This is a genomic window from Streptomyces purpureus (assembly GCF_014648195.1).
Classification (GTDB): domain Bacteria; phylum Actinomycetota; class Actinomycetes; order Streptomycetales; family Streptomycetaceae; genus Streptomyces; species Streptomyces purpureus.
Map to the genome: position 1 here is coordinate 24,588 of NZ_BMQQ01000044.1, position 15,176 is coordinate 39,763.

A 15,176-nucleotide genomic window follows, 5' to 3' on the forward strand; every position below is an offset into this window, starting at 1 on the left:
ATCTGGTGCACCATGACCGGCGCCGTGTACGGCTGCCAGGGGCCGGCCGCCCCGAGCGCGTACTCGATGCGCTCCACACCCGATCCGGCGTCGGTGGCGGACAATGTCACATTGGCGTGTCCGACGTAGGCGCCGTCCGCGTTCTTCTCACCCTCCACCTTCGCCGCGGTCTCCGGCGGGGCGGTGTCCTCGCCGCCCGGTTCGGTGACGGTGAGAATGCCCTGCATCTGGCCGTGGCCGGGGATGGTGCAGTAGAAGCGATAGCGGCCGGGCGTGAGCGTCACCTCGGTGGTGTGCCGGCCGCCCTGGTCGTCCGTCGGGTTGGCGAGGATGTTCAGCGGCACGTCATGGTTGTACTCGGGGTCGGACACGTCGAAGGTGAGCGTGTGCGGCATGCCCGAGGTGTTGCCGCTCGCCCTGCTGTTCTCGAAGACGATCGTGGTCCGCCCCGCCACCGCCGTGGTGGGGAAGGAGAGGTACCGGTCGATGGGGTCGCCGGCGGTCCAGGTCAGCACCTGCTGGACGGTCGTACGGTCCTCGCCGCGGCCGTAGGCCGCACCGGACGTCAGGCCGACCACCGTCAGCAGGGCCGCGACGAGCGCGGTCCACAGCCGGAGCGTGTTCGGTGACCGGTGAAATGTCACAGCTGTCACGGCGCCGCCTTTCGCGCGAGCTGAGCGGGGGCCGGGGTCGCCTCACCGCCCTGGTAGGTGACCCGCCACAGCGCGGAGCGCGAGTCGGAGGTGAAGAAGCCGCGGCCGTAGTCCAGGACGTACAGCGATCCGTCCGGCGCGAACTTCCAGTCCATCAGGTTCCGGATGCCGTTCGCCCCGACCGGCACGATCTTCTTCAGCGACTCCGCGTGCACCGGAAGCCCGCCCCTGCCGACGGTCTTCGGGTCGGTCAGCACGGCATGGCGCGGCTGGTCGCCGTCGTAGAAGTCGCCGACGAACCACTTGCCGTCCCAGTACGCCGGCCACTTCACCGCGCTCGTACTCGCCGCGTCGTAGCGGTACACCGGCCCGTTCATCGTCGCCTGACCGCCGCCCTTGAGCCACGGCAGCAGCAGCTTCTGCTCCTCGGCCTTGTAGCTGGGGACGCCGTTCGCGTCCCGGGGGAAGTCGGGGCCGCCGCCCTGGGGCGCGTACCAGATGGTGTTCGGGGTGACCGGCGGCAGGTGCACCAGGCCGTCGTTGTTGGGGGACTCGTTCTTCGGCCGGGCGCAGTCGTACCAGCCGAGCGGCACGGACGGATCGGGCAGATTACGGTCCCGGTAGGGCTGGTTGTTGCCCATGCAGTACGGCCAGCCGTGGTTGCCCGCCTTGGTGATCGCCGCGAAGGTGTCGTACTTCGCCGGACCCCAGGTGGTCGAGGGGGCGCCGGCGTCGGGGCCGACCCAGCCCGCGTAGAGGATGTCGGTCGTCCTGTCGACGAAGATCCGGGCCGGGTTGCGCACGCCCATCACATAGATCTCGCCACGGGTCTTGCCGCCGCCCTCGTCCGGCTCGCGGCCGGTGAACAGATTCCCCTCGGGAAGGGTGTATGTGCCGTCGTCCTCGGGGTGGATCCGCAGGATCTTGCCGTTGAGGTTGTTGGTGTTGCCCGCGGTGCGGCGGGCGTCGGCGAACGACACGCCCTTGAAGTCGGGCTCGGGGTTGTTGCCGGAGTAACCGGCGCTGAAACCCGAGGAGTTGTTGTCACCGGTGGCGATGTACAGATTCTGCCGGGAGTCCCAGGCCATGCCACCGCCGGCGTGGCAGCAGCTGTGGATCTGCACCGGCCACTTCAGCAGCACCTTCTCGCTGGTCGGGTCGAGGGTGTTCGTGGCGAGGTCCAGGGTGAAACGTGACACGTGACGCTCGGCCATGCGCGTGTCACGGTTGATGCGTGAGTGGGGTGTGTAGTGCAGATACACCCAGCCGTTGGAGAGGAAGTCCGGGTCGAGTTCGATACCGAGCAGCCCCTCCTCGTTCTTGATCAGCTCATCTCCGCCGCCCTTGTTGCCGAAGACGGTCAGCGCCCCCGCGAGCGTCACCTTCTTCGTCCTCGGGTCGTAGACGTGGATCTCGCCCCTGCCCTTGCCGATGTCGGGGTTGTTCCAGTCGGTGACGACCGGCTGGGACGAATCGGCGCCGCCACGGCCGATGTAGAGGATCCGTCCGTCCGGCGCTGCGACCAGCCCGTGCGGCTCGCCGATCTGGTCGTTCTTGCCCGGCTGGTTGGGCTGGGTGACCCGGTCGGCCGTGTAGTGGGCGGTGATCGTCGCCTTGCAGTCGGCGCGGGCGATCCGGGTCGTCCAGTGCAGGGCCCCGCGCAGATGCTCGCGGAAGTCGGTCTCGGCGAACGAGTCGACCGTGCCGCCCATGCCGGTGTAGAAGGACCGGCCGCCGTCGTAGTCACGGCACCAGGACACGGGGTGGTCCCAGCCGTTGGCGCCCGCCCCCGGCCGGTAGGTGTTCTCCCTGACCCGGGCCACCGTGTGGACCGAACCGGACGGATTTGCCTGCCAGTTGAGCCACTTGTCGGGCCGCTTCCAGGCCAGCGGGAGCTGCTTGGTCGCCGGGTGGACCCGGTCACCCACCTCTACAGTGGCACGTTGTACGGTCACCGGACCGTTCACCGGGCGTGCGCCGACGAGCCCGGTGAACCAGTCCGAGTACGGTTCGGTGCGCGCCGCGTCATGGATGCCGAGGAAACCGCCGCCGGCCTCCATGTAGGCCTCAAGTCCCGCCTCCTGTGCGGGGTCGAGCACATCGCCGCCGCCGGTGAGGAAGACCACGGCGTTGTACCGGCCCAGCTTGGTGGCGTTGGTGAACACGGCGGGGTCGTCGCTGGCTTCGGTACGGAAACGCTGCGCCGTCGGCCCGGACCGGCCGATCGCCTCGATCGCCTCGATCCCGGCGTCGACGGTCGGCGACTCGGCGGTGGCCGAGGCGTGGAAGACGAGTACGCGTACGTTGGCGCCGCCCGGCGGCGACGGTAACGACAACGTTGTCGAAGGGCGTTCCGGATCCGCGGCCGTGGCGGCGTTGCCGCCCAGCAGGGACGCCGCCAGCGCCCCCGCGGCCACGGCTGCCGCCGCGCTCCGCCGGGATCTTGACCAATGATGTGGTGCACGGTGCATGTGTTCACCGACCCCTCTCAGGCCACAGCAACAAACGACGACGAAGCTAGACCTCTTTCGGCCGGACGCCAAGGGACGAGGCAGCGATTGAGCGAACTTTGTCCTGGGTGTGGATAAACGGTGGACCCGCGGCTACCGTGTGGCCGTCCCCCAGGGTTGCGTACACCCCCTCAATCTCCGACCGCCATACGGGAGTTCGGCATGGACCGACGGAGCTTCAACCGCCGCCTGCTGGCCGGGAGCGCCGCGGCCGCGGCCGGCGCGACATCGTTGTCACTCACGGCCGCCCCGGATGCCGCGTCCGCCGAGAACTCGCCGCCCACCGCGCCCGCCGGGGGGCGTGTGCGCCATATGACGTTGTATGCCGAGAGACTGCCGGACGGTCAGCTCGGCTACGGCGTGGAGAAGGGCAAGGCCTCCATTCCGGGCCCGGTGATCGAACTCGTCGAAGGCGACACCCTCCACATCGAGTTCGAGAACACCCTCGACGTGCCGGTCAGCCTGCACGTCCACGGCGTCGACTTCGACGTGGCCAGCGACGGCACCCGGATGAACCGCAGTCATGTGGAGCCGGGCGGCACCCGCACGTACACCTGGCGCACGCACTCCCCCGGACGGCGCGAGGACGGAACCTGGCGGCCGGGCAGCGCCGGCTACTGGCACTACCACGACCATGTGGTGGGCACGGACCATGGAACCGGCGGGATCCGCAAGGGGCTCTACGGTCCGCTGGTGGTCCGCCGCCAGGGTGACATCCTGCCCGACAAGCAGTTCACCATCGTCTTCAACGACATGACCGTCAACAACCGGCCCGGCCACCAGAGCCCCGAACTCCGGGCGACGGTGGGGGAGCGCGTCGAAATCGTGATGATCACGCACGGCGAGTACTACCACACCTTCCACATGCACGGTCATCGCTGGGCGGACAACCGCACCGGTCTGCTCACCGGCCCCGACGACCCCAGTCGCATCATCGACAACAAGATCACCGGCCCGGCGGACTCCTTCGGCTTCCAGATCATCGCCGGCGAGCACGTGGGAGCCGGGGCGTGGATGTACCACTGCCATGTGCAGAGTCACTCCGACATGGGAATGGCAGGCCTCTTCCTGGTCGCGAAGCCCGACGGCACGATCCCCGGCTACGAGCCGCACCATCCGGCCGCCGGGCGTTCGGCCGGCCCGGAGGGCCACGCCCACTGAACGGGGGCGCCGGCGAGAGGGCCGGGTATCCGCTGCAATGGCTACGCGCAACGTCACCGGTGACTTTGCGACCTCGGGCGCCGCTCCTCAGAAGGTCCTCAAAAGAGCTCCTCAAAACAACACGAACGATCGTGCTAGTTTATTGCTGTACGCATCGGACGACCGAGGAGACCCGTATGTCGGCCAAGGCTTCACTCCTGCGCACCGCCCTCAACGCGACCTCCCTCGTCGCCCCCCGCCTCGCCGGCCGCGCCACCTTCGCGGTCTTCACCCGCCCGCCGGGCCGCGCCCGGCTCCGGCCCGACGAGCGCGGCCTCCTGGCCGAGGCCCGCACCAGCCTGCTCACGGTCAACGGCAAGGAGGTCGTCACGTACGCCTGGGGTGACGGCGCACGCCCCGTACTGCTGGTGCACGGCTGGCAGTCACGCGCCTCACGCCTCTCGGCCTTCGTCACCGCCCTGCGCGAACGGGGCTACAGCCCCGTCGCCTTCGACGCCCCGGCACACGGCGAATCCGACGGCGCGACCACCACCATCATCGAATTCCGCGACATCATCCGTCAGTTGCACGAGCGCCACGCCGCCGCCACCGGATTCGAGGCCGTCGTCGCCCACTCACTCGGGGTGCTCGCATCACTGTTCGCTCTCCAGGACGGGGTGAGCACCCGCAGGTTCGTCGGTATCGGCGGAGTCGCCGACTTCGACTTCGTCATCGACTCGTTCTGCGCCGGGCTCGGACTGCGCGAGCGGATACGCGGCGCACTGAGGGGCCGGATCGAGAACGCGCTCTTCCCCGGCGACCCCGGGACATGGGCCCGCTTCAGCGCGGCCTACCGTCCCCACGAACTCGCCGCACCCGTCCTGCTGTTCCACGACGAAAGCGACGACATGGTCCCGGCGGCCCAGTCCCGGCTGCTCGAGACCGCACACAGGGGGCGCGTACGGCTGGTCCGCACCCAGGGCCTCGGCCACCGCAGGATCCTCGCCGATCCCGCGGTGGTCACCGAGACGGTGGGCTTCGTCACGGCCGCGGTCGACACCGAGACCGTCACCAGTCGGCCCGGCCGCTCCCCAGTCGTACCCCGCAGTTGATCCACCGGATGACCGCGGACACGGTCGTCGTGTCCAGGTCCGACAGCGCGTCGATCGCCGAGGCGTCCCCCAGGCCGGGCGGGATGCCGGCGGCGGTCAGCGCCGCGTGGAGATCGACCCTCCGCTGGTCGGCGGGGGCCAGCGCGTACGGCAGCCGGGTCCGGGCGTCCGGGGCGGGCAGCAGGAAGTCGTCCAGGGCGTCCGTGTGCCGGGTGTCGGCGAATCGGGTGGACGTGGCGCTGTACATCATGAGGACCTCCAGGGGAGTTGATGCCAGCGGAGAGGCGCCGACGGGGCCGGCTGGTTCCAGCCCTGCTCGCACACCACCGGATCGCAGCAATCCTCCGCTTGTCGCACGACCCCGGGCCTGGCGGCGGTTCCGGGGAGGAGGCCGCCGGCTCAGGCCGGGAGGCAGCCCAGGTCAGGAGGTGAGCAGGCGGCTCAGGCCGTGGGAGGTAAGGAGTCGGCTCAGGCCCGACGGTGGAAAGGCGACTCAGGCCGGGGGGCGGGGGAGATGGCTCTGGCCGGGGAGCGGGGGAGGCGGCTCAGGCCGGGAGGCCCTCGATCTCGCCGCGCCCGCGATCCGTCGCATCCGCCAGCAACCGCCGCCGGATACCGCGTTCGGCACGTTCGTACGCGGAGGTGTTCCCGTGCAGCACCGACTGCGCGTTCGCGGCCTCCATCAGCGCGATGACCTCGAAGGCGAGCTGCGGTACGTCGACGTCGTCGGTGAAATCCCCGGCCGCGCGGCCCTCCCGCAACGTCTGCTCCACGTACTCCACCCAGTCTCGCTGGGCCCGGGCGATGGCGTCGTGCACGGGGCCGCCGCGGGCGTCGAACTCGGCCGACACGGCGTAGAAGAAGCAGCCGCCCTCGAAGATCCGGTCGGCGGAGTACGCCAGCCAGTTCCGGGCGAGCGCCCAGGCCCGGGCGGAGCCGGGCGGGAGGTCCCGCAGTGGTGTGACGACGTGCTCGGCGAAGACGGCGATCGCGGCGCGGACCGTCGCGAGCTGAAGCTCCTCCTTGGAGCCGAAGAGGGCGAAGACACCGCTCTTGCTGAGCTTGAGCTCGGTGGCGATCCGCCCGAGCGACAGCCCCTCCAGGCCCTCGACCGATGCGATGTCCATCGTGCGCGCCAGGATCAGGCGCCGGCTCTGGTTGCCGCGCTCGACGCGTCCGTCCGTCTTCGTACCCATCCACCAAGAGTACTGTCCGCACGATCGTGCGGATATCCCTCGCGTGTCGGGTGTACGCGTGAGGCTGGCGTGGACGTAGCGCCTCTACGGGACGTCACGGCCGTACCCGGCGCGCAGTACGCCCGCGTGCGGACCGGGAAGGGCCGGTGCAGACTCGGGAAGGCACGCCGGGGGCCATTCCCGGCCGCACTCTGCCGTCCTCTGCCACCCTCGCCGCCCTCGCCGCCGCACGGTCGGCCCGGAGACTCACGAAGGAGCAGCCATGCTCACCACCCGCTATGTCACCGGCTCCCCGAACTGGCTCGACCTCGCCACGCCCGACATGGAGGCCGCGCAGAGGTTCTACGAGGGGATTTTCGACTGGACGTTTCAGTCGGCCGGTCCTGAGGCCGGCGGTTACGGCATGTTCCAGAGCGAGAACCGGACCGTCGCGGGCGCCATGACCGTACCCCCGGAGCAGGGCCCGCCGTCCTGGACGGTGTACTTCCAAACCCCGGACGCCGAGGCGACCGCGAAAGCGGTCCAGGCGGGTGGCGGATCGGTCGCCGTCGAACCGATGGACGTCTTCGACATGGGCCGTATGGCCGTCTTCACCGACCCGGCCGGGGTCGGCTTCGCGGCCTGGCAGCCCGGCACCAACAAGGGCCTCGACGTCGTCAACGAGGACGGCGCGCTGTTCTGGCTGGAGCTCTACGCCCCGGACACGGACTCCGCGCTGACCTTCTACCGCTCCGTGTTCGGCTGGGAGACCACGAGCCTGCCCATGCCCGGCGACGCCGGCAACTACCTGATGATCAACCCCTCGGGCCAGGGCGCGGACGCCATGTTCGGCGGAATCGTCCCCGTCGACCTCGACCCGGCAGAAGCCGCCGAAGGCCCGTACTGGGCGCCGTACTTCCACGTCGCCGATGTCGACGCGACCGTGGCGAAGGCCGAACAGCTCGGCGGCACGGTACGGATGGCACCGGTCGACCTGGAGGGCGTGGGCCGGATCGCGAAGCTCGCGGACCCCTTCGGGGCGCGGTTCGCGATCATGAAGAGCAGCCCGACGCAGTAGCGCGCGCCGAGGTCCCGGCCGACCCGGGGGCTTTTCGTACATGACGTTGATGGTTCGTTGACGGGCCGTTTATGACCACCGGGCAGCGTGTCCGTCATGCAGACCGACACCATGATGACCATCGACCCCGACCTGTCCTGGCAGGAGGACGCGCTGTGCGCGCAGGCGGGACCCGAATTCTTCTTCCCCGCGCCCGGCGCGTCCACGCGTGAGGCCAAGCAGCTGTGCGGGGCGTGCGAGGGCCGGGTGGCGTGCCTCGAATACGCCCTGGCGCACGACGAGCGCTTCGGTGTGTGGGGCGGGCTCTCGGAGAAGGAGCGGTACCGTCTGCGACGCGACAGCGAGGCGTGAGCGCCCGCCGAGTCCCGCCTGCGCGCTTCAGAGGCTGAGCCGCCGATACCGCCCGCCCTTGGCGAGCCCGGCGCGCTCGGCGAGGGGGGTGGCGGGCGGCAGCGTGCCGTCCTGCCCTCCACCGCGCCCGAGCGACGCCCGCACGACCCGCATCGGATAGTGCCCTCCGACGGGCGAGGCGACCCCACCGCTGTGCACGTCCCCCGCGAACCAGATGACGCCGGGGTGCCGGTTCTTCTTCCGCTCCAGGTCGCACCGGAGAGGCACGGGGTGCACGGCGAGCCGCTCGCCCCCGCCGAGGTCGAGCACGACGAGATGGTCGCGGTGCTCCTGGACGGGGACGTGGGTGCAGGGGTAGGCGCGCCAGGGGTAGTGGCGCAGGACGCGGGCGGCGCGGGTGGAGGAGACGAGAGCGAGGCCGGCGAAGAGCGCGACGAACGGTGCTGTGATGACGGTCATCGCGACCCACGGCATGGCGCCCTCGACATCCTCCGTGAACGCCAGCCAGACCGGAGCGGCGGTGAACGCGGCGATGCCGACGGTGAGCCATCCCCATCGCCAGACGAGGAACCGACGATGAGCCACCCGCGTCGGACAATGGTCCAACGCCGCCTTGACGAGCGGAGGCTGTGGTACGGGAACGGTCACAGGAGGACGTCCAGGAGTCGGCTGGGCCGCGCCGGCAGCTCCTCGGGCTGCGGATCGACGAAGCTGACGGTGTGCCCGATGCCCAACAGGATGTCGGTGTATTCGTCGGCCAGGCTCAGCTCGGTCGTCGTGAGATCGACGACGACCATGCGGGACCCCTGAGGCCGGGCGATGGACAGCCGGGCCTGGAAGACAGCTCGCCCGGCGGTGGACAGCCCAGCGGCTTGCAGGAGCTGCTCGGGTGGCTCTCCCAGGTGATACGTCGCGAGCACGGCCGGCCGAGCGCAAGGAAGGGCGACGAGATTCTTCGTCCGCAGCTCTCCCATCCCGTCCGCTGCCATGCGCAACGCGCAGTGCGCTGCTGCCACGGTGGGGTTGGGCGAGCCCGTATCGATGTCCGTGAACGTGAGCAGGGACAAGCACACGTCGGAGTCGGCGTTGGTATGAACACCGAAGGCCGCGTGCATGGTGCCCTGGTCGCCCAGGCAGCTCAGGACACCGAGAAGAGCCTGCGTCTCGCGCATCCGCTCGGTGCACTGGGCAGCGTCCCCGAACAAGGAAGGCAGCTCCGTGAGGACCCGCGTCCCCCAGTCCTCCAGCTCGGCGACGTCGACATCGACGAACCCCGGTGGCATACGGAACCAGATGTCATCCATGGCAATCCCCTAACGGCCGAGCTGCGCCCAGGTCCGGGCCGCGCTCGAAATGTTCGTGCTCTCCCAGCCCGCGAGACGGGCGGCATCAGTGGCTGTTGCCGCGTTCCGCGCGCGGTCGTCGTCCTCGGAGGCGAGCAAGCCCGTGCCGGAGGCCCCCACGCCTACGGTGGCGACACCGGCGGAGATCGGCCTCTCCGCGCTCACACCCGTACGGCGGGCGGTCCACTCCACCAGCGGCTTCGGAGCCGAGTTGATGTGACGCATGCCCTCTTTCGAGTCACTCGCGAACGTCCGTAAACCACCCCGAACCCCGACGGACACACCTTCCTCCGCAGCGGCCCCGGCCCTGACCGCGCCTGCCACGCCCTTGGCGCCGTGAGCCACGGCCCCGATACCCGGCAACGAGCCGATGGCGTCACCCGCGAGGGTCACCGTCGCGCCCCAGAACTTGCCGTCGAACCGTCCTTCGGTGAACCCGGCAGTGATCGCGGACCGGATCTTGGGGTCGCGCGCATGCACGACCAACGCAGCGAGGCTGAGGCCGGCGGCGATGAACAGGAGCGGGACGATCGCCCCGCCGGTCGCGACGACGGCCGCCAGGCCGACCAGAGCGGACAGCGTGCTGAGTCCGTCGCCCAGGTTCTCGTCGACCCAGTCGAGGACCCGGGACAAGCGCCCCGGCTCCACCGGCGCCAGCCGGTCCGTCGCCTCGTCCAGGGACTTCGCCACCCGCTCCGCCTCCGCGCGGTGCGTCTCCTCCAGCTCGCGGGCCAGCCGGCGGACGTTCGCCAGCGCCGTCCTCGCCTTGGTCACCGCGTCCGTCGCCGCCGCCAGGTCGGCGGCCGGGAGGTTCGGGGTCGTCCGGGCCGTCGACGCCGTCGATTCGGCCTTCCGCAGGGCCGCCGACTCCAGGGCCGCGCGGGTCTCGTAGCGTCGCGCCGTCGCCTGGTAGCCGACCAGGTCGTCGTGCCAGGTGCCCAGGCGGGAAGCCGCCTTCGACAGGGAGCGGTGGGCGTTCTTCAGGTAGCGGGGGAGGTCGCCGTCGAGGGCCGCGCGGAAGGCGTCCGCCGCCTCGCCGCGCCAGTACGCACTCTCGCCCAGGAGCTCGGCGACCAGGCGGTGCGCCGTGCCCAGGGACGTCGCCGACGCCGACAGCTTCGACCGCAGCGCGGCGATCTCCGTGGGGCTGCCGGGGGCCGGGTTCCAGCCCAGATGCGGGTAGGCGGCGTCAGCCACGCGGCGCCACCGCCCGGAACGCCGCCTCCAGGGAGCGGTTCAGCTGGACGTAGCCCTCGTGGCTGAGGTGGACGCCCTCGTGGACCGCCTTGATCCGTACGCCCAGCTGCTCGGCGCCGTACTTCCACCGCTTCTGGAAGCCGTCGCACGCCTCATCGAGCCGGCGCGTGCCCAGCTGGTCCGCCCGGGCGTGCTCCAGCGCCCGTCTCGCCGCGCCGAGCGACGTCAAGGATTCCCCGAGCGCGCGGGAGAATCGGCCCAACTGGTCGGTGTCCACCTGGAGATCACGTTCCATGGCGGACCACCCTTGCAGATCATCGCCAAAGCGGAGAAATGCCGTAACTCTCCCGGGTGGTGCGGGCGCCGGGGGCTGACGCCCCCGCTCAGCCCCCGGCCGTCCCCGGCCGTCAGCGGCGGCCGTCAGCGGCCCCGCGCCTCCATACGGGCCCTGCGCGCCGCCAGCCGCTCGTCGAACTTGCGCGCCTCCGCGTCCAGGCCGCCCATGTACAGCCCCAGCTCCTCCTGCGCCTTCAGACCGTCCGGGCCCAGCCCGTCGATCTCCAGCACCTTCAGGAACCGCAGCACCGGCTGCAGCACGTCGTCGTGGTGGATGCGCATGTTGTAGATCTCGCCGATCGCCATCTGCGCGGCCGCCCGCTCGAACCCCGGCATGCCGTGACCCGGCATACGGAACCCCACCACCACGTCCCGTACCGCCTGCATCGTCAGATCCGGCGCGAGCTCGAACGCCGCGCCCAGCAGGTTCCGGTAGAAGATCATGTGCAGGTTCTCGTCGAGCGCGATCCGCGCCAGCATCCGGTCACAGACCGGGTCACCGGAGTGATGACCGGTGTTGCGGTGCGAGATACGGGTCGCGAGCTCCTGGAAGGCGACGTACGCGACCGAGTGCAGCATCGAGTGCCGGTTGTCCGACTCGAAACCCTCGCTCATGTGCGCCATCCGGAACTGCTCCAGCTTGTCCGGGTCCACCGCCCGCGACGTGAGCAGGTAGTCACGCATCACGATGCCGTGCTTGCCCTCCTCGGCCGTCCAGCGGTGCACCCAGGTGCCCCACGCGCCGTCACGGCCGAAGAGAGTCGCGATCTCGTGGTGGTAGCTCGGGAGGTTGTCCTCGGTCAGCAGGTTGACCACCAGCGCGATCCGGCCGATGTCGCTGACCTTGGACTGGCCGAGCTCCCACTCCTCGCCGTCCTCGAAGAAGCCGGGGAAGTTCCGGCCGTCGGACCACGGCACGTACTCGTGCGGCATCCAGTCCTTGTAGATCTTGAGATGGCGGTTGAGTTCCTTCTCGACGACCTCTTCCAGCGCGTACAGCAGCCGGGCGTCGGTCCACGCTTCCGAACTGCCGAGGTGGGGAGAGGTGAGCGTCACGGGTACTCCAGGGGACGGGAGAGCATTGCAGATTACCTACGGCTTCGTAGGTTACGAGACCGTAGGTTAAGGGGGCTGTAAGGGGTCGGCCAAGCCCGTCCTGAGCGATGTCCGGTTACGTTCCGTTATGCGTGCAGCTCGCGCAGGCGTACGGAGAGACAGGTCACGCACCCTTCGAGCTTCTCGAACTCCCCGATGTCGACGAGGACCGGCTCGTAGCCCAGACCCGCGAACAGCTCCGCCGACCGTGGGGCGCTCGCGGCCATCAGCAGCTTCCCGCCACCCAGGAGGACCACGTGCGACCCGGCCTCCTCCGGGACCGGCTGGAAGCGCGGGAACAGCGACGGCCGGTCCACCAGCGGCTCATGGCCCACCACCGTGCCGTCGGGCAGCGCGGTCACCGCCGACTTCAGATGCAGCACCCGGCTCACCGGCACCGCCGTCACCCGCGCCCCCAGCGGCTCGAACGCCGCGCGCAGCTGCCGTACGCCCTCCGCGTTCGTCCGGCCGCCCTGTCCCACGTACACCGTGGAGCCGATCTTGAGGACGTCGCCGCCGTCCAGGGTCCCCGGTTCCCGGACCCGCTTCACCGAAGCCCCCAGGCCGACCACAGCCGCCTCGACCGCATCGGTCTCCGGGCGGCGGGAGGCGGCGCCGGGCCGGGCGATCAGCGCCACGTTCCCGAACATCACCACGGCGTCCTCGACGAACACCGCGTCCGGACAGTCGTCCGCCGGCTCCGCCTCCACCGTCTGCCACCCGTGCTCGCGCAATGTCACCGTGTACGCCTCCCACTGCGCGAGCGCACGGTCCGGGTCGACGGGGGAGCGCTCGATATGCGTCACCAGCCCCTCCGCGACACGCGGGCCGGGGCGGCGGACCAGGGCGATGGAGCTGGGCATCACGGTCACTCTCCTTCAAGGCGGGGAGGGTGCGGCCCAGGGTGGGGCACCTGCCCGGGCCCGTGCCCGTACTCGTGCGCGGGCCCGTACTCCTACCCGTGCTCGTGCTCGTGCCGCAGAGCCTCCCAGACCCCATGATCCGCCGCACCCCCGCCGTCCGGCATCACTCCACCCCAGACCCCCCGCCGGCCTCCCGCCCCTCCCGGACCTCCTCCGGCGTCGTCGCCCGCAGCTCCCCGTCGAGCAACAGCCACCGAGTGATCCCCAGCGACTCCAGGAACGTCACATCGTGACTCGCCACGATCAACGCCCCCTCGTACGCCTCCAGGGCGGCCCGCAGCTTCCGCACACTCGCCATGTCCAAGTTGTTCGTCGGCTCGTCCAGCATCAGCAACTGCGGCGCGGGCTCCGCGAGCAGCAACGCCGCCAGCGCCGCCCGGAAGCGCTCCCCGCCCGACAAGGTCCCCGCCGGCTGATCCGCCCGGGCCCCCTTGAACAGGAACCGCGCCAACCGCGCCCGGATCGCATTGCCCGTCGCCTCCGGTGCGTAACGGGCCACGTTCTCCACCACGCTCAGCCCGTCGTCCAGAACATCCAGCCGCTGCGGCAGAAAACGCAGCGGCACATGAGTCACCGCCTCACCCGACACCGGCTCCAACTCCCCGGCGATCGCTCGCAGCAGCGTCGTTTTCCCCGCCCCGTTACGCCCCACCAGCGCGATCCGCTCCGGGCCGCGCAGCTCCAACTCCCCACGCACCCACGCCCCGTAGGGCAGTGCCAGATCCCGCAGCGACAGCACCTCCCGGCCCGGATGCACCGTCGTGTACGGCAGTTCCACCCTGATCTCGTCGTCGTCACGCACCGCCTCGACCGCCTCGTCGAGCCGCTCCCGAGCCTCGGCGAGCCGCTCGGCCTGCACCGCACGGTGTTTCCCGGCCGACACCTGCGCCTCGCTTTTGCGGTTGTTCGCCACGATCTTCGGGACGACCTTGTTCTCGAAACTCTTGCGCGCGTACCGCTTACGGCGCGCCAACTTCATCTGCGTGTCCGACAGTTCGCGCTTCTGCCGCTGTACGTCGGCCTCGGCGACCCGCACCATCCGCTCGGCCGCGTCCTGTTCGGCGGCCAGTGCCCGCTCGTACGCCGAGAAGGAGCCTCCGTACCATGTCACCTCACCGTCACGCAGATCGGCGATCTGGTCCACCAGCTCCAGGAGTTCACGGTCGTGGCTCACCACGACGAGCACACCGGACCACGACTCCACCGCCGCGTACAGCCGCCGACGCGCATACAGGTCAAGGTTGTTGGTCGGTTCGTCGAGCAGCAGCACATCGGGGCGGGCCAGCAGCAGCGCGGCCAGCCGCAGCAGGACCGACTCGCCACCCGACAGCTCCCCGATCGTCCGGTCGAGACCGACATGCCCCAGACCGAGCTGATCGAGCGTGGCCCGGGCCCGCTCCTCCACGTCCCAGTCGTCGCCGACGGCCGCGAAGTTGGCCTCGCTGACGTCTCCCGCCTCGATGGCGTGCAGCGCGGCGCGGGTGACGTCGATACCGAGCGCCCGGTCGACCCGAAGGGCGGTGTCCAGGACCAGGTTCTGCGGCAGATACCCGACCTCGCCGGCCGTACGGATCGTGCCCTCCGACGGGGCCAGTTCCCCGGCGACCAGCTTGAGCAGCGTCGACTTGCCGGAGCCGTTGAGCCCGACCAGCCCGGTGCGGCCCGGGCCGACGGCGACCTTCAGGCCGTCGAACACCTCGGTTCCGTCGGGCCAGGAGAAGGAGACATCGGTGCAGGTGATGAAGGTGGGAACGGTAGACATACGGGCCTCCCGGTTGCGTAAGAGAAAGAAGAGGGGCAACGGGTGAGACACCGGGGCGACCGGTCAGGGCGAAGAGGGGCCCGCAGAGTCAAGGACACCGGACGGGGCCGGAGCTGCGGGGGGACGGCTCGTACGCCGAGGTCGCACGCGGCGCACACAGCGGGCCGAAGACGGCGGGGCTGTGCGGCACGGTGTCTCAGACCTCAGACGAGCAACGTCCTACTCCGATCGACGGCAACAGGGGCATCGACGACAGTACGCGGGGGAGAGGCGGAACGCGAGCGAATTTACGCCGAGGGGCGGGCCGGGGCTCGGGCCGCGGGCTCGGGCGGGGGATCGGGCCGGGGATCGGACCGGGGCTCCGGCGGGGACCGGACCCGGGAGCCGGAACACCCCGGCGGCCGCGCCCAGCCTCGTGAGAGCGGCCTAGTAGTGCTTTGTTAGGCGGTGTCGTAGGACTGCCACGGGGTGGGTTGTCGGCAGGTGGGGCAGTGGCCGGTC

15 protein-coding genes are annotated in these 15,176 nt (G+C 70.3%); 4 read left to right on the forward strand and 11 right to left on the reverse strand.

Annotated elements, in window-relative coordinates; all coding sequences use genetic code 11:
* Positions 1 to 644, reverse strand: a 644-nt coding sequence (locus IEZ01_RS35425; RefSeq protein WP_373287704.1) for an OmpL47-type beta-barrel domain-containing protein, incomplete at its 3' end; no start/stop codon positions are given.
* A gap of 5 nt (positions 645 to 649) precedes the next feature.
* The gene (locus tag IEZ01_RS32435; RefSeq protein ID WP_373287702.1) at positions 650 to 3,070 is read right to left on the reverse strand and encodes a ThuA domain-containing protein; all 2,421 of its coding nucleotides are present in this window, start codon (positions 3,068 to 3,070) and stop codon (positions 650 to 652) included.
* A 255-nt stretch (positions 3,071 to 3,325) separates the two neighbouring features.
* On the opposite strand from IEZ01_RS32435, the gene IEZ01_RS32440 reads away from it, so the two are divergent.
* Both IEZ01_RS32440 and IEZ01_RS32445 read left to right on the forward strand, forming a co-directional pair.
* Positions 3,326 to 4,324, forward strand: coding sequence for a multicopper oxidase domain-containing protein (locus IEZ01_RS32440; RefSeq protein ID WP_189205316.1), 999 nt, complete (start codon positions 3,326 to 3,328; stop codon positions 4,322 to 4,324).
* A gap of 176 nt (positions 4,325 to 4,500) precedes the next feature.
* Positions 4,501 to 5,415: an alpha/beta hydrolase gene (locus IEZ01_RS32445; RefSeq protein ID WP_189205318.1), complete on the forward strand. Its 915-nt coding sequence runs from the start codon at positions 4,501 to 4,503 to the stop codon at positions 5,413 to 5,415.
* On the opposite strand, the gene IEZ01_RS32450 is transcribed toward IEZ01_RS32445, so the two are convergent.
* Together IEZ01_RS32450 and IEZ01_RS32455 are read right to left on the reverse strand one after the other, a co-directional pair.
* Positions 5,372 to 5,665 carry a hypothetical protein gene (locus IEZ01_RS32450; protein ID WP_019890585.1) on the reverse strand — a complete coding sequence of 98 codons (294 nt, stop codon included), beginning with the start codon at positions 5,663 to 5,665 and terminating at the stop codon, positions 5,372 to 5,374. The two genes, IEZ01_RS32445 and IEZ01_RS32450, sit on opposite strands and share 44 nt — an antisense overlap.
* 295 nt (positions 5,666 to 5,960) lie before the next feature.
* On the reverse strand, positions 5,961 to 6,611 hold the full coding sequence (locus IEZ01_RS32455) for a TetR/AcrR family transcriptional regulator (RefSeq protein WP_019890586.1): 651 nt from the start codon (positions 6,609 to 6,611) through the stop codon (positions 5,961 to 5,963).
* A gap of 262 nt (positions 6,612 to 6,873) precedes the next feature.
* Between IEZ01_RS32455 and IEZ01_RS32460 the strand changes: the two genes are divergently transcribed.
* Both IEZ01_RS32460 and IEZ01_RS32465 read left to right on the forward strand, forming a co-directional pair.
* Positions 6,874 to 7,668, forward strand: coding sequence for a VOC family protein (locus IEZ01_RS32460; protein ID WP_019890587.1), 795 nt, complete (start codon positions 6,874 to 6,876; stop codon positions 7,666 to 7,668).
* A 96-nt stretch (positions 7,669 to 7,764) separates the two neighbouring features.
* Positions 7,765 to 8,019 (forward strand): WhiB family transcriptional regulator, encoded by a 255-nt coding sequence (locus IEZ01_RS32465; protein ID WP_028798155.1) that lies wholly within the window; start codon positions 7,765 to 7,767, stop codon positions 8,017 to 8,019.
* A 27-nt stretch (positions 8,020 to 8,046) separates the two neighbouring features.
* Here IEZ01_RS32465 and IEZ01_RS32470 read toward each other — a convergent pair whose 3' ends face one another.
* The 7 genes from IEZ01_RS32470 to IEZ01_RS32500 form a co-directional block, all read right to left on the reverse strand.
* Positions 8,047 to 8,604 (reverse strand): hypothetical protein, encoded by a 558-nt coding sequence (locus tag IEZ01_RS32470; protein ID WP_189205320.1) that lies wholly within the window; start codon positions 8,602 to 8,604, stop codon positions 8,047 to 8,049.
* 59 nt (positions 8,605 to 8,663) lie between these two features.
* Positions 8,664 to 9,323: a hypothetical protein gene (locus IEZ01_RS32475; RefSeq protein WP_189205322.1), complete on the reverse strand. Its 660-nt coding sequence runs from the start codon at positions 9,321 to 9,323 to the stop codon at positions 8,664 to 8,666.
* 9 nt (positions 9,324 to 9,332) lie between these two features.
* Entirely contained in the window at positions 9,333 to 10,559 is a 1,227-nt protein-coding gene (locus IEZ01_RS32480; RefSeq protein ID WP_189205324.1) for a hypothetical protein, read from the reverse strand.
* A complete protein-coding gene (locus tag IEZ01_RS32485; protein WP_040875224.1) occupies positions 10,552 to 10,854 on the reverse strand; it encodes a hypothetical protein in 303 nt (100 codons plus the stop codon). The genes IEZ01_RS32480 and IEZ01_RS32485 overlap by 8 nt, the downstream gene beginning before the upstream one ends.
* A 125-nt stretch (positions 10,855 to 10,979) precedes the next feature.
* A complete protein-coding gene (locus IEZ01_RS32490) occupies positions 10,980 to 11,951 on the reverse strand; it encodes an acyl-ACP desaturase (RefSeq protein WP_019890593.1) in 972 nt (323 codons plus the stop codon).
* 125 nt (positions 11,952 to 12,076) lie between these two features.
* Entirely contained in the window at positions 12,077 to 12,853 is a 777-nt protein-coding gene (gene ddaH, locus IEZ01_RS32495; protein ID WP_189205325.1) for a dimethylargininase, read from the reverse strand.
* 163 nt (positions 12,854 to 13,016) lie between these two features.
* Complete coding sequence (locus IEZ01_RS32500; RefSeq protein WP_189205327.1) at positions 13,017 to 14,675, reverse strand: ABC-F family ATP-binding cassette domain-containing protein; 1,659 nt, start codon at positions 14,673 to 14,675, stop codon at positions 13,017 to 13,019.
* Between the last annotated feature and the right edge of the window lie 501 nt (positions 14,676 to 15,176).

What these genes read in the sequence shown, in the direction of transcription:
- IEZ01_RS32475 (WP_189205322.1), bottom strand. Translation starts at nt 9,323, where the DNA reads ATGGATGACATCTGGTTCCGTATGCCACCGGGGTTCGTCGATGTCGAC.
- IEZ01_RS32460 (WP_019890587.1), top strand. Translation starts at nt 6,874, where the DNA reads ATGCTCACCACCCGCTATGTCACCGGCTCCCCGAACTGGCTCGACCTC.
- IEZ01_RS32465 (WP_028798155.1), top strand. Translation starts at nt 7,765, where the DNA reads ATGCAGACCGACACCATGATGACCATCGACCCCGACCTGTCCTGGCAG.
- IEZ01_RS32450 (WP_019890585.1), bottom strand. Translation starts at nt 5,665, where the DNA reads ATGATGTACAGCGCCACGTCCACCCGATTCGCCGACACCCGGCACACG.
- IEZ01_RS32500 (WP_189205327.1), bottom strand. Translation starts at nt 14,675, where the DNA reads ATGTCTACCGTTCCCACCTTCATCACCTGCACCGATGTCTCCTTCTCC.
- ddaH (WP_189205325.1), bottom strand. Translation starts at nt 12,853, where the DNA reads ATGCCCAGCTCCATCGCCCTGGTCCGCCGCCCCGGCCCGCGTGTCGCG.
- IEZ01_RS32440 (WP_189205316.1), top strand. Translation starts at nt 3,326, where the DNA reads ATGGACCGACGGAGCTTCAACCGCCGCCTGCTGGCCGGGAGCGCCGCG.
- IEZ01_RS32455 (WP_019890586.1), bottom strand. Translation starts at nt 6,611, where the DNA reads ATGGGTACGAAGACGGACGGACGCGTCGAGCGCGGCAACCAGAGCCGG.
- IEZ01_RS32445 (WP_189205318.1), top strand. Translation starts at nt 4,501, where the DNA reads ATGTCGGCCAAGGCTTCACTCCTGCGCACCGCCCTCAACGCGACCTCC.
- IEZ01_RS32485 (WP_040875224.1), bottom strand. Translation starts at nt 10,854, where the DNA reads ATGGAACGTGATCTCCAGGTGGACACCGACCAGTTGGGCCGATTCTCC.